We start from the raw sequence: 11,890 nt of genomic DNA, 5'->3' as shown, positions 1-11,890 counted from the left end.
TCTCGGCACTTTCGCGGCGCCCAAAGGGGTGGGAGCTAACCCCTCGGCGTGGGCAAGGGGGTGGGAGCTAACCCCTCGGCGTGCGGGCGGCTAGTCTTGGCCCATGACGACTCGAGCCAATGAACTCACCGCCCTGGTTACCGGTGCGACGGCGGGAATCGGTGCTGAATTCGCCCGCCAACTCGCCGAATCGGGGCACCACCTGGTGCTGGTGGCCCGTGACGAGCAGCGCCTGAAGGACAAAGCCGCGGAGCTCGAACGCGACTTCAGTATCTCGGCGGAGGTCCTGCCCGCAGACCTGACAACCGACGTCGGCGTTTCGGTAGTAGCGGACCGTCTCAGGGATGCCGAAAGGCCCGTGGACGTGCTGGTGAACAACGCCGGACGCGGGCTACTGAAGTCGTTCGAGCGCAACGATTTGGATGAAGAACGCCGGCATCTGAGGCTGCATGTCCAGACGCCCATGGAGTTGTGCCACGCTGCCTTGGAGGTGATGTTGCCTCGCGGAAGGGGCAGGATCATCAACGTTGCCAGCGTTGCCGCGTTCGCTAACCGTGGTACCTACTCCGCCGCGAAGGCCTGGCAGGTCACGTTCAGCCGCTGGGCAAACCTGGCCTACGCCAAGTCCGGTGTCCAGGTGACTGCGGTGTGCCCGGGTTTCACGCACACTGAATTCCACGATCGCATGGGGATGGACAAGTCCGTGGCTCCACGGTTCTTGTGGCTGACCGCAGAACGCGTGGTTCGGGCGGGGCTGGAGGACAACGCAAAGGGCAAAGGCGTTTCCATCCCCACCAAACGCTATAAAGTGGTCAGCTTCTTCGCCCGCATTCTTCCAGCAAAGCTCACCTCGGGACCGCCGCGGAGGCCGCTCAAGGTTTAGGCGCTGCCACCGGTGTGGCGTCCAGGCGCAGGAACAGTTTCCCTACTGAAAGTAGGTAACGAGTGCCTGGCTGAGAACCTCGTCCGGAACAGCGTGGCCCTGTCCGGCCAAGGTGAGCGCTTCTGCCGTGGGCGAGGCCGCGGCAATTGCGTGGATGACGTCCAGGGCCCACGGGCTGTGGCTTCCGGCCATGGCCAGGATCGGGGCCTGGATCCGGGCGAGTTCATCGGCGGGGATGCGACCTTCGTTGCAGAGGCGGACATCCGCGGGAAGCGTGTGGGCGAAAGCTTCAAGGTGGCCCCAGTGCGGTCCTTGTTTCATGCCCTGGATCGCCGGCGCGGGTGTGCCCATGAGGCCCAGGAATCTTTCCACCGCGCCGGTGCGGTCACCGGAGGCGACGAGTGCTGAGAGTTCGTCAGCGAATATGGAGCTGGGTCCGCTGGTGAACGGCGGTTCGTAAACGGCGATTTTCCGGAAATGCACTCCGGCAGCTGCGGCTGCAAGGGCCAGGGCCCCACCGGAGGAGTCTCCGAAAACAAAGGGTTCCTCTCCGGTCAGGGCAGCAACCGCGGCGAGGTCTTCGATTTCGAGTCTCGGATCGTTTTCGCCGAGGGGACCGCTGTTGCCGCGGCCCCGGCGGTCGTACTCGTGGACCGTGAACAGCCCCGTGAGCAGTGCGCTGAGGCCCTTCTTGGAATGCCGGTCGCAGAATGCTCCGGCCACGATCACCAGGGCCGGGCCGCTGCCCGTGATGTCGACTGCCAGCGTGGTGCCATCGTTCGACGTGATTGTTGTTGTCATTGCTTTGCTCCGTCTGCGAGGTGGTGGAGGTAATTGCTGAGCTTGTCCAATGTTGTCGCGAATCCCGCCCGGTTTTCGGGGCGCAGCACCTGGTCCGGTATGTCGCTTTGGTGCAGGCTGAAAAGGGTGCGCCCGCCCGGCAGTGCCGTGAAGGTGACGCGAACGGTCATGCCAGTGTGTTCTTCGTGCCACGCAAGGATGTCCGGGGCGTGCACCTCGAGAAACACGGACCGCGTGGCGTACGTGGCGCCCGTGGCGTCGTTGACGATGAGGGTTTCAAAACGCCCACCGGGGCGGAGGTCCACCAGGATTTCCGTTGTGGGTGCACTCGCTCCTTTCGGAGCCCAGAAATGCGTCAGGTGTCCGGGCTGGGTGAAGCAGTCGAACACCAGCTCGGGAGGAGCGTCCAGGACCCGGGAATACTGCAGCCCGGCCGCTGCGTCTTCGGCGCTAGGAGTCATCCCGTTCTTCCTTGCCGCCCTGGAGCTCTGCGAGGTGCTGGTCGAGCTTGTCCAGGCGCTCGTCCCATACCCGCCGATGGTCCTCTATCCAGTCGCCAACGCCATCCAAGGCCGCCCGTTCCAGATGGCATGGCCTGAACTGAGCGTTGCGTGTGCGGGAAATCAGACCGCTGGCCTCAAGTACTTTCAGGTGCTTGGACACCGCGGGCAGGGACATGGCGAAAGGTGCCGCGAGGTCGGAAACGGTGGCGTCGCCGTCTGCGAGGATGGTCAGGATCGCCCGCCTGGTTGGGTCAGCCAAGGCCGCAAACGCAGCATCGAGTGAGCCGGGCGGCCGATTTTTCAGCATGGACTCCATAAAGGCACTTTACCTTGCGGTTAATTAACCGTCTAGTTTAATGCGGTCATGCCCTAAGTGCAGCCTTAGGTGCGGCCCCGCCGCTGGACTACTACGGCGACAGCGATGCCCACCACCGCTCCCACGAATGTTTCGATGGCACGCTCCATCACCAGCACGCCCGGATCCATGGGTGACGCGAGTTGGGCGATCAGCAGGATCACGGGGGTGAAGAACACCATGGCCCAGCCGTAGTGCCGGGCCATGAACAGCTCCGTGGGGAACTGGCACAGGACCACCACCACGGCAAGGACTACGGCGGCGTGGCCGGGAAAGTACTGCAGGGGCGACAGCGGACTGGGGAAAAGCACGACGGCGACCACCACCAAACCGAGGAACGTCCCCACTATGCGGTGGATGCCCCGGTGCACGCGGCTGGGGAGGTCGGCCCCGGCAAGCGGCACCGCCGCCGCAGCCATGGCCCAATGGGGGTGGCCACTCACGCTCACCACACCGATGGCCCCTGCTACGCCAACCGCCAGCATGTAGCGGGCGGCGTGCACGAGTGCGGCTTGGCGCAGGGGGCCACTGAGCACCGGAACGTCGCGCGCAGCGCCGGCCACCCAGGCCCGGCGCCGGAACCAGCCGGCAAAGCCAACCACCACGGAAAAGGCGGCTGACGCGGCCCCGATGAGTATCGCCGTCGTCAACGGAATGCTGGTGGGCACCGAAGCGCAGGCCCCCAACGCGAGGATGCCGAAGAACGGGCCAATGGGCTTCAGCCGCACGGTGTCGGCATACAAGGAACCGAATCCGGCAAAGAGGGTAGCCACGAGCACCAACCACCACGAGTGGATGTGGTTCACGGACAGGAAGACGCCGATGCTCAGCCCGCCCACCAGGATCAGCGCGGCCTGTGCTTGGTGTTTGAGCCGTAACTGGTGGGTTTCGTTGCGGCCGTACATTCCGGTCAGCGCACCGAAGACTGCGTACATCATGAGGTCGGGACGTCCTATGAAGACCAGGACCAGCGCAGGCACGGCAACGCTGAGCGCAACGCGAACTGCTGAGAGGCGATCGTTGTTGGCCGGGCCGAGGCGGTGGAGTTCACGGGCGTGCGTCAGAAATGCGGGCACAGGGGAACACCACCAATCTTCCAGGGTTTGCTTTCGAAATTATCAGGGCGGGCAAACGTGCCGCTATAAGCGCGGTCACAAAACGTGGGTGAGCTGGCGCGCTCTGAGGCGGAAAGGTCTGGGAAGATCAACGTATGCCTGTTGCTTTCGTTTGCCGCACCCGCTCCACCATGCCGCCGCAGGAGCTGTTCGATCTTTCGCGGAACATCGACGCCCACGTGGGGTCGATGACCAAGAGCCGCGAGAAGGCCGTTGCCGGTGTCACGACAGGTTTGATCTCGGAAGGCCAGACCGTCACGTGGCAGGCATGGCATCTCGGAGTCCGGTTCCGCATGACCAGCCGTATTGTGCGGATGGAGGCCCCGGCGTCGTTCTCTGACGAACAGGTGAAGGGCCCCTTCAAGTACCTCCGCCACACCCACCAGTTCCGCCCGGACGGCAGCGGAACACTGATGGTGGACACGATCGAATTCGCTGCGCCTTTCGGCCCGTTGGGCCGCTTGGCGGAAAAACTGGTCCTCGCCCGGTACATGCAGAACCTCATTGAAAAGCGCAACGAATTCTTGGTGGCACAGGCACCGCCCGCGCTGGACGCACGGCAATGATCCGGCTCGCCCACGCCGATGACCTGCTAATGATGCAGGATATTGAGCGCGCCGCGGGGGAAGTTTTCCGGCAGCTTGGCATGGACCCGATAGCTGATGATGAGCCGTTTCCCGTGGAGGTATTGGGCGCCTACGCCGCTGCCGGGCGGGCGTGGGTGTACGTTGACGGGCTCGATTACCCGGTGGCGTATCTCCTGGCTGATGTCGTGGACGGTGAGGGCCACGTTGAACAGGTCAGCGTCCACCCCGACCAAGCCCACCAGGGCATTGGCCGCGAGCTCCTCCACGCCGCCCGCGTCTGGGCCAGGGGCCACGGAATGCATCGGCAGACCCTCAGCACGTTCCGGGATGTGCCCTGGAACGCTCCGTATTACCGGCGGCTCGGTTTTGAAATGCTCGACGCCGGTAGCTGGGGTCCGGAGCTCACCCGCCTCATGGAACACGAGGCGGAGTTGGGCCTGACCCGCTGGCCGCGGGTGGCCATGTGGCGCCCGGTGGTCCCGCCCACCTAGCCGGCAGTACACCTAGTCGGCGGCCACCAGCTCAACCTCGTAGCTGTCGGTGTTGATCAGGTAAGCGGCGTAGTGGTCCGGGCCGCCGGCGTGCGGGTACTTGGATTCGAACATTTCGTACCAACCCGCGTCCGCTCCGAGCTCGCGGATGCGGTCCACGTTTTCCCGGGTGCCAGCGTGGAAGGCAACGTGGTTCACCCCCGGATCGGTGCGGCGGTGAGCGGTGCCGGTGATGGCATCGGAGCACTCCACCACGACGTAGGTCCCACCAAGTTTCCAGCTGCAACCAGTGGGCCACTCCTGGAACGGCTCATAACCGAGCTCGCCCAGGAGCCATCCCCACTCCGCCCGTGCACGGTCCAGGAACGGCACCCAGATTTCAAGGTGGTGGACGGCCCCCACGGACCCAGCTGCAACCTCATGCATGCGCCGAGTCTACGAGGTCCGGGCCCGTTCCACATCGGCGGCGCTCGCAGAATCTCCACGGGCCCGAAGCCCGGCGACGACGCCATCGACGTCGTCGGCCGAACGGTTTTGGCTGAGTTTCGTTTTAGCCTCCACCCGGCTGATGACAAGTTCGACGCCGACGATCGCCCGCAGTTGCCCGGCAATGAACCGCTCGGGGGCTTCGTCCACCGTCCAGGGTTTGGGCAAGCCGGCCTCGTTCCGGTCGGACAGGTGACGGACGTGCGTTGCCAGCCAGTCGGCGTCGTCATGGATGACCAACTGGCCGTAAACATGCGCAGTGGAGTAGTTCCAGGTGGGTACCACCCGGCCGTGTTCGGCCTTGGACGCGTACCAGGACGGCGAGATGTAGGCGTCGGCGCCTTGCACGATCATCAGGGCCTCACCGGTGACAGGCAAGGACCACTGCGGATTGTTCCTGGCCATATGGGCTTGCAGCGCACCATGCTCCCCGACTGAGGGGTCGTATACAAAGGGCAGGAGGGTTGCCTGTAGTCCCTCCGGGGACATGGTGACCAGGTTGGCGGCGCTGGTCTGCGTGAGCAACGAGTCAAGTGCTTCCGGTGAGGCGGCGAAATGTGCGGGGGTGTACATGCGAGGTGTCCTTTCGGGGTGGCGGGTCTTAGGAAGCCGACGGCGGGTTGAGCCTGACGCGGACTGCAGCGCCTGCGCAGAGAATCACTGCAAGGCCGCCCACCACGGTGGTCCAGTTCAGGGATTCGCCCAGTAACAGTGCAGCCCATGCGATGCTCATGACAGGCTGGACCAGTTGGATTTGGCTAACCTGGGCCATGGGGCCGATCGCGAGCCCCCGGTACCAGGCGAAGAAGCCGAGGAACATGCTCACAACGCCAAGGTATGCGAAGCCCAGCCATTGAACGGGCGTGGCCGAGGGCACCCCCGATCCCAGGGTCAGGGCCGTCAGCAGGATCATCACGGGCGATGCCACAACCAAAGCCCAAGAGATGGTCTGCCAGGCTCCGAGTTCGCGGGCCAACAACCCGCCCTCCGCGTAGCCCACAGCGGCGGCCAGCACTGCGCCAAGAAGCAGCAGGTCGGCCCAGTGCAGTGAACCGAAACCGCCCGACTGGACCAGTGCGAAAGCGAGGGCCGCGATCACGCCTACTGCGGTGAGGACCCAGAACAGGAGGCGGGGCCGCTCCCGTCCCCGAATGACCGCTACCGTGGCGGTGGCTGCCGGAAGGAGTGCAATGACCACCGCTCCGTGGCTGGCGGACGTGCTGGTAAGGGCGAAGGTGGTGAGCAACGGGAACCCCGCAACGATGCCTCCGGCCACTACGGCCAGCCTGAACCATTGCCGGCCCCGGGGAAGGCGCTGCCGGCTCACGGCCAAGGCCAGTGCCGCGAGAAGGGCTGCCACTACGGCCCGGCCGGCACCAATGAACAGGGGCGACAACCCCTCTACGGCTACCCGGGTGAAGGGGACGGTGAAGGAGAAAGCGACGACTCCCAGGAGGCCCCACCATATGCCGGTTGAGGACTTGGGGGATATCACTGGCCGCGAAAGAGTAGTAGCGCTACTATTGTGACTCATGAATAACGATAGCAGTTCCCGCATCGCTGTGCGACTGAAAGAGTGGATCTCTGAAGCTGCTCCGGGATCGAAGCTGCCATCAACCCGCCACCTCGTGGCCGAGTACCAAGCCAGTCCAGTCACGGTCCAGAAGGCGTTACGGACGCTGACATCCCAAGGCCTGATCGAGAGTCGTCCGGGCGTGGGAACATTCGTCCGGGCGTACCGCACGGCGAGGCCATCGGACTACGGCTGGCAGACCGCTGCCCTCAGGTCGGCCCAGGCCCCGCGGCCCCTGAACTCTGCTGCCATGCGCAGCGCTTCCAACAATGCCATCGCTTTTCATTCCGGATATCCCGACCGCGAGCTTCTCCCGGAGCGGCTGGTCCGCGCCGCCCTCACGCGGGCTGCCAGGGGAGACGCTGCCCTCTCAAGGCCGCCGGCGCAGGGCATCCCTGAGCTGCAATCATGGTTCGCGCAGGAACTGGGCGCCTCCACGCCGGTTGGCGTCACGCCGCCCCAGCCGAGCGACGTCGTCGTTCTTCCCGGGAGCCAAAGCGGACTCAGCTCCATTTTTCGCGGACTGGTGGGCCACGGCCAACCACTGCTGGTGGAATCGCCCAGCTACTGGGGTGCGTTGCTGGCCGCGGGGCAGGCCGGCGTGAACATCATCCCCGTACCGAGCGGCCCAGAAGGTCCCGATCCCGACGAGCTGGACAGGGCCTTCGAGGAATCCGGGGCCCGGCTCTTCTACGCGCAGCCAAACTTCGCCAATCCCACGGGAGCGCAGTGGTCGGTCAAGCGTGGGGAAGAGGTGCTGCGGATCGTGCAGCACCATGGCGCTTTCCTTGTGGAGGATGACTGGGCCCACGATTTCGGGATCACGGCGCCTTCCGCGCCGATAGCTGCCAAGGACGATTCCGGCCACGTGGTCTACATCCGCTCGTTGACCAAAAGCGTGTCGCCGGCCGTTCGGGTTGCGGCGATTATCGCCCGCGGACCCGCCCGGGAACGGATCATGGGCGCACAGGCCGCAGAGTCGATGTACGTCAGCGGATTGCTGCAGGCGGCAGCGCTCGACGTCGTCACGCAGCCCGGGTGGCAAACCCACCTTCGCGGACTCAGCCATCAGCTGCAGTCGCGCCGCGACCTCCTGGTCTCCAGCCTCGCGGAACACGTTCCCGAAGCCCACCTCAGCAACCTGCCCAAAGGCGGCTTGAACCTGTGGCTGCGGATGCCGGACGGGTTCGACGTCGAGCAGCTCACCAAGGATTGCGAAGCGGCGGGGGTGCTCATCGCAGCAGGGACCGAGTGGTTCCCAGCAGAGCCGGAAGGGCCGCACATCAGGCTTAACTACGCTGGCCCCAACCCCGGTGCTTTCCCGGAAGGAGCGCGGATTATTGGGGAAGCGGTGCGGAAGTTGCTGTCGTCCTAAGGGCCCGTTGCAGGCCCGCAGTTCCGTCGTTGGCCAACAACGAAACAGCGGGTGAGCAACGTGCAGGTGGTGCCTTAACGACCGTAGCCACCAACCTCAAGGAGAGCGCCTTGGGGTTGGTGGCTACGTTGGGCGGCGCATGGCCGCGAACTATCCGTGTCGCTTGCAGTGGTTGTCACTGCGCAGAAGTTGCAGGCAAAGAGTTCCTAAGCGGGCGTCATGTCCTTCTTGCCTTTGCCGAACACTGCATCATCGATGGGCTGGCCGTCGAATGGCATCTCGTCCAGGTTGATGAGCGGGTTGGTGTCCTGCGTAGCTACGAGTTCGCGTGCTTCTGCCTGGGTGTCCACGCTGGGCATGGAGCCCGGCAGCGGCCGCTGGGCCGATTCACGCAGGAAGTAGATGGCGATCGCACCGATGATGGACGTGGCCATCAGGTAGTACGCCGGCATCATGTCATCACCGGTGCCCTCAATGAGGCCCTGGACGATGAACGGCGTGGTTCCGCCGAAGATCGCTACCGAGAAGTTGTAGGCGATGCCCATTCCGCCATAGCGGCTGGACGTCGGGAACAGCGCTGGCAGGGCTGAAGCCAGGTTGGCGATGTAGAACGTCACCGGGAAAGCGATCATCGCTAGGCCGGCCAGCGTGGACCAGATCTCTCCGATACCGATCAGGAGGAAGGCAGGGATGGCGAAGACGATGGTGCTGCCTGCACCAATCCACAGGACGGGGCGGCGTCCAATGCGGTCCGAGAGCTTACCGGTCAGCGGGATGCACACGGCCATGATCACCAGGACCGGGATGGTCAGCAGGGTGCCGTGGACGGGGTCGTAACCCTTGGAATCCGTGAGGTATGTAGGCATGTAAGACGTCAGGGCGTAGCCGACGGTGTTGGCTGCGGCTGCGAGGATCATGGCCAGGATGATTTGGCGCCAGTAGGCCTTGATGATGCCAACGGGACCCTTGGCAACAGCTGCGTCCTGCGAGGCTGCGTTCTTGGCCGTGGCCTCCTGGGCGTCCAGTGTTGCCTGGAACTGGGGGGATTCTTCGATCTTGCTGCGGAAGTACACGGCGATCAGGCCCAGCGGCCCGGCGATCAGGAACGGAATCCGCCAACCCCACTCCTCCATGGCAGCCTGTCCGAGCGTGAGCTGCAGGATGGAAACTAGGGCGGCGCCGAGGGCGAAGCCAATGTAGCTGCCCATATCCAGGAAGCTGGCGAAGTAGCCACGGCGCTTGTCCGGCGCGTACTCGCTGACGAAGGTAGTGGCACCGGCGTACTCGCCACCGGTGGAGAAGCCCTGGATCAGCTTCAGGATCACCAGCAACGCGGCGGCCCAGATGCCGATCTGCGCGTAACCGGGAAGGAGGCCGACGGCGAACGTACTTGCCGCCATGATCATCAGTGTTGCTGCAAGTACCTTCTGGCGGCCCACCTTGTCGCCGAGCCAACCGAACACGACGCCGCCGAGGGGGCGCGCGATGAAGGTTGCGGCGAAGGTGCCCAGCAGGAAGAGTGTCTGGACGGACTTGTCCGCTTCAGGGAGGAATACAGGTCCCATGGTGGTGATGAGGTAACCGAAAACGCCAACGTCGTACCATTCCATGGTGTTTCCGACGATGGTGCCGCCGAGAGCTTTCCTCAGCATGGGCTTGTCCACCACGTTGACGTCGGACTCCTTGAGCCGGCGCTTCGGGCGAAGCTTTGTCTTCTTCGCCGCGTTCTTTACTGCGTTCATTGCGTTTGCTGCGTTTGCGGCGGCCGGGTTGCGGCCTGCCGATACCTGCTGTCCGGTGGCGTTCCTTGCGCCATCCGGAGAGACGGTGTTGCTTTGGTCTGTGGGCATTTGGGCTTCTCCTAGGGAGGTCATTTGCTTGCGACTTCTGCTGCCCCGCTCTGGGCAGGCCTTCAATTTTACGCGGTTTTGGCTCAAAACCCGAGTTGAGATCCGATTTTTGGGCCGTCTGGGGGTGCAAATTGCCTAGCTGTGTTGCATCTCATTGCCCGCTCTTGCCCCGCAAACACGCGGATGTCGGCCCGGTTTTGCCCACAAAGCGCGTTGTTACCAAATTGTTTAGCCAAGCCCACCAAAAGGGGTGGAAACGGAGTCAAAAACTGACGGATTGCTTGGTCATCGTGGTGCTCATCGCGTGGCGGAACGGTGCGTCCAAGCGTGGTCGGTAGAAGGTGCCGGTACGGAAGCACGATCCGACCTGGCAAGTTCCGATCTTCCGATCATCTGATCGTTCGGACTTCCGCGCAGGCACCTACGGGTACGGAGGGGTGGCCGAAGAGGACGAAGTGGGTTCCATCTTTTTCTTTCACTGCTACATTGCTGGGCTGGTAGAGCTGAACTGCGGACTCGCAAATTGCTATGGCTGTCTTCGCTGCATCACTGTCCGCTGCTCCGCGCGGGTCAATGAGTGTGGTGTCGATGCTGAGCCTGCCTGGTTCCGTCTCGGTCACGGCGGTGATGCTACCTGCCCAAGCCGCAGAGGCGTTTGCCGTCTTAAAGTCTGCAGTCTTGTCGACCTCGCCAGATGCGGTCGGGACAGCCTCAGTGGCTACTGCCGGCTGGCTGGCCTCCGTCTTTGTTACAGGCGCGCTGGGCGCGGATCCGGCTTGGGTCGCGGCTGATGAACATCCCGCGAGCAGAAAGCCGGCAACGGCGAGTGGGATGAGTTTCTTGTTCATTGTTGTCCAATGTCCGAAGGCCCCAGGTGAAGTGAACCCTGCACCACGGTTGCCCCGAGCGACTCATCCGAAAGCACTGTGGCCGCGAGCCCCGCACCCACCATGATCGCGGCCGTTTCGGATGCCTGTGCCGTGGATGTCTCGATCAGCAGGGCACCACGCGGCGCCAGCCACTCAAGTGCCCCCGACGCGACCCGACGCTGCACCGCTAAACCGTCAGCGCCGCCGTCGAGCGCTACCATCGGCTCGTGGAGCCGGGCCTCCGGCGGCATCATCCCGATGGACCCGGTGGGCACGTAGGGTGCGTTGGCCAGGAGCACATTGACTCGGCCCCGGAGCCTGCGGGGGAGTGCCTGGTAGAGGTCACCTTGGTGGACGTGGCCGCCGCGGGGTTCCACATTGCGCCGGGCACACTGGACCGCGGCCGGATCGATGTCGGCAGCGTGCAGCTCGAGCCCACCCACCAGTTCAGATAAAGCTGCGCCTATCGCGCCGGAGCCACAGCAGAGGTCGACGACGGCGGCGCGGCGCCCCTCGGTTGACGGCCGGACGATGGCCGCTGCCTGCCGGACCAGGAACTCCGTTCGACGCCGCGGAACGAATACGCCGGGTCCCACAGCCATCCGCTGCCCGCAGAAATCGACCCACCCCACGATGTGTTCGAGCGGGAGTCCGCGGACCCTGTGATCCACCATCCGGGCCAGTTCGTCCGGAGTCCGGGCTGCGCTGATCAGGAGCTGGGCTTCGTCTTCGGCGAAGACACAGCCCGCAGCCCGCAAGGTGGTGACGATCGAAGCGATGCTGGTCACGGGAGCCATGCTAGCCGAGGGGTTCACAAACACGGAGGAACTTGGTTAGGGTATGACGCATGGGAACACTGATTTTTGAGTAGACCGGCCAGTGCCCGTCATGGTGCACCTGCTGCGTTTCAGAAGACAAAAATCCACGCCTGTTGAGGCTTGCCTCCATGCCGTTCCCGTTGTCGACGCCCTTTTCTTGAACCGCAACGCACGGGATAGGTGT

14 protein-coding genes are annotated in these 11,890 nt (G+C 64.1%); 4 read left to right on the top strand and 10 right to left on the bottom strand.

Going from position 1 to position 11,890, the window contains the following annotated elements; all coding sequences use genetic code 11:
• Positions 1–103: 103 nt before the first annotated feature.
• Positions 104–883, top strand: a complete 780-nt coding sequence (locus LRQ04_RS11400) for an SDR family oxidoreductase (protein ID WP_235520272.1) — start codon at positions 104–106, stop codon at positions 881–883.
• Between the two features lie 42 nt (positions 884–925).
• Here the strand turns inward: LRQ04_RS11400 and LRQ04_RS11395 are convergent, their stop codons facing one another.
• The 4 genes from LRQ04_RS11395 to LRQ04_RS11380 all read right to left on the bottom strand — a co-directional run bounded on the left by LRQ04_RS11395 (position 926) and on the right by LRQ04_RS11380 (position 3,618).
• Entirely contained in the window at positions 926–1,684 is a 759-nt protein-coding gene (locus LRQ04_RS11395; RefSeq protein ID WP_235520271.1) for an alpha/beta fold hydrolase, read from the bottom strand.
• Complete coding sequence (locus LRQ04_RS11390; protein WP_235520270.1) at positions 1,681–2,145, bottom strand: SRPBCC domain-containing protein; 465 nt, start codon at positions 2,143–2,145, stop codon at positions 1,681–1,683. The genes LRQ04_RS11395 and LRQ04_RS11390 overlap by 4 nt, the downstream gene beginning before the upstream one ends.
• Positions 2,135–2,503, bottom strand: coding sequence for a helix-turn-helix transcriptional regulator (locus tag LRQ04_RS11385; protein ID WP_235520269.1), 369 nt, complete (start codon positions 2,501–2,503; stop codon positions 2,135–2,137). The genes LRQ04_RS11390 and LRQ04_RS11385 overlap by 11 nt, the downstream gene beginning before the upstream one ends.
• 65 nt (positions 2,504–2,568) lie before the next feature.
• On the bottom strand, positions 2,569–3,618 hold the full coding sequence (locus LRQ04_RS11380; RefSeq protein ID WP_235520268.1) for an FUSC family protein: 1,050 nt from the start codon (positions 3,616–3,618) through the stop codon (positions 2,569–2,571).
• 134 nt (positions 3,619–3,752) lie between these two features.
• Between LRQ04_RS11380 and LRQ04_RS11375 the strand changes: the two genes are divergently transcribed.
• A complete protein-coding gene (locus LRQ04_RS11375; RefSeq protein ID WP_235520267.1) occupies positions 3,753–4,223 on the top strand; it encodes an SRPBCC family protein in 471 nt (156 codons plus the stop codon).
• A 29-nt stretch (positions 4,224–4,252) separates the two neighbouring features.
• Positions 4,253–4,735 (top strand): GNAT family N-acetyltransferase, encoded by a 483-nt coding sequence (locus LRQ04_RS11370; protein ID WP_235520266.1) that lies wholly within the window; start codon positions 4,253–4,255, stop codon positions 4,733–4,735.
• A 12-nt stretch (positions 4,736–4,747) separates the two neighbouring features.
• Here LRQ04_RS11370 and LRQ04_RS11365 read toward each other — a convergent pair whose 3' ends face one another.
• Genes LRQ04_RS11365 through LRQ04_RS11355 form a run of 3 tightly spaced genes read right to left on the bottom strand, consistent with a single transcriptional unit; the run spans position 4,748 to position 6,755 of the window.
• Complete coding sequence (locus LRQ04_RS11365; RefSeq protein WP_235520265.1) at positions 4,748–5,161, bottom strand: VOC family protein; 414 nt, start codon at positions 5,159–5,161, stop codon at positions 4,748–4,750.
• A 9-nt stretch (positions 5,162–5,170) separates the two neighbouring features.
• Positions 5,171–5,794 carry an FMN-binding negative transcriptional regulator gene (locus LRQ04_RS11360; RefSeq protein ID WP_235520264.1) on the bottom strand — a complete coding sequence of 208 codons (624 nt, stop codon included), beginning with the start codon at positions 5,792–5,794 and terminating at the stop codon, positions 5,171–5,173.
• Positions 5,795–5,822: 28 nt separating this feature from the next.
• Positions 5,823–6,755 (bottom strand): DMT family transporter, encoded by a 933-nt coding sequence (locus LRQ04_RS11355; protein ID WP_235520263.1) that lies wholly within the window; start codon positions 6,753–6,755, stop codon positions 5,823–5,825.
• Here LRQ04_RS11355 and LRQ04_RS11350 point away from each other — a divergent pair.
• Positions 6,754–8,169: a PLP-dependent aminotransferase family protein gene (locus tag LRQ04_RS11350; RefSeq protein WP_235520262.1), complete on the top strand. Its 1,416-nt coding sequence runs from the start codon at positions 6,754–6,756 to the stop codon at positions 8,167–8,169. The two genes, LRQ04_RS11355 and LRQ04_RS11350, sit on opposite strands and share 2 nt — an antisense overlap.
• 206 nt (positions 8,170–8,375) lie before the next feature.
• Here LRQ04_RS11350 and LRQ04_RS11345 read toward each other — a convergent pair whose 3' ends face one another.
• From LRQ04_RS11345 to LRQ04_RS11335, 3 genes are all read right to left on the bottom strand, one after another.
• Positions 8,376–10,019, bottom strand: a complete 1,644-nt coding sequence (locus tag LRQ04_RS11345) for an MFS transporter (protein ID WP_235520261.1) — start codon at positions 10,017–10,019, stop codon at positions 8,376–8,378.
• A 389-nt stretch (positions 10,020–10,408) separates the two neighbouring features.
• Positions 10,409–10,867, bottom strand: coding sequence for a hypothetical protein (locus LRQ04_RS11340; protein WP_235520260.1), 459 nt, complete (start codon positions 10,865–10,867; stop codon positions 10,409–10,411).
• A complete protein-coding gene (locus LRQ04_RS11335; RefSeq protein ID WP_235520259.1) occupies positions 10,864–11,685 on the bottom strand; it encodes a putative protein N(5)-glutamine methyltransferase in 822 nt (273 codons plus the stop codon). Before LRQ04_RS11335 ends, LRQ04_RS11340 begins: the two co-directional genes overlap by 4 nt.
• Positions 11,686–11,890 lie beyond the last annotated feature (205 nt).

Origin of the sequence: Paenarthrobacter sp. AR 02, from assembly GCF_021538675.1 — a bacterium.
Lineage (GTDB): Bacteria > Actinomycetota > Actinomycetes > Actinomycetales > Micrococcaceae > Arthrobacter.
Note: the sequence above shows the minus strand (reverse complement) of the source record. Positions and strands in the feature narration are given on the sequence as shown.

What these genes read in the sequence shown, in the direction of transcription:
- LRQ04_RS11375 (WP_235520267.1), top strand. Translation starts at nt 3,753, where the DNA reads ATGCCTGTTGCTTTCGTTTGCCGCACCCGCTCCACCATGCCGCCGCAG.
- LRQ04_RS11350 (WP_235520262.1), top strand. Translation starts at nt 6,754, where the DNA reads ATGAATAACGATAGCAGTTCCCGCATCGCTGTGCGACTGAAAGAGTGG.
- LRQ04_RS11385 (WP_235520269.1), bottom strand. Translation starts at nt 2,503, where the DNA reads ATGGAGTCCATGCTGAAAAATCGGCCGCCCGGCTCACTCGATGCTGCG.
- LRQ04_RS11335 (WP_235520259.1), bottom strand. Translation starts at nt 11,685, where the DNA reads ATGGCTCCCGTGACCAGCATCGCTTCGATCGTCACCACCTTGCGGGCT.
- LRQ04_RS11370 (WP_235520266.1), top strand. Translation starts at nt 4,253, where the DNA reads ATGATGCAGGATATTGAGCGCGCCGCGGGGGAAGTTTTCCGGCAGCTT.
- LRQ04_RS11390 (WP_235520270.1), bottom strand. Translation starts at nt 2,145, where the DNA reads ATGACTCCTAGCGCCGAAGACGCAGCGGCCGGGCTGCAGTATTCCCGG.
- LRQ04_RS11360 (WP_235520264.1), bottom strand. Translation starts at nt 5,794, where the DNA reads ATGTACACCCCCGCACATTTCGCCGCCTCACCGGAAGCACTTGACTCG.
- LRQ04_RS11340 (WP_235520260.1), bottom strand. Translation starts at nt 10,867, where the DNA reads ATGAACAAGAAACTCATCCCACTCGCCGTTGCCGGCTTTCTGCTCGCG.
- LRQ04_RS11365 (WP_235520265.1), bottom strand. Translation starts at nt 5,161, where the DNA reads ATGCATGAGGTTGCAGCTGGGTCCGTGGGGGCCGTCCACCACCTTGAA.
- LRQ04_RS11355 (WP_235520263.1), bottom strand. Translation starts at nt 6,755, where the DNA reads ATGAGTCACAATAGTAGCGCTACTACTCTTTCGCGGCCAGTGATATCC.
- LRQ04_RS11395 (WP_235520271.1), bottom strand. Translation starts at nt 1,684, where the DNA reads ATGACAACAACAATCACGTCGAACGATGGCACCACGCTGGCAGTCGAC.
- LRQ04_RS11345 (WP_235520261.1), bottom strand. Translation starts at nt 10,019, where the DNA reads ATGCCCACAGACCAAAGCAACACCGTCTCTCCGGATGGCGCAAGGAAC.
- LRQ04_RS11400 (WP_235520272.1), top strand. Translation starts at nt 104, where the DNA reads ATGACGACTCGAGCCAATGAACTCACCGCCCTGGTTACCGGTGCGACG.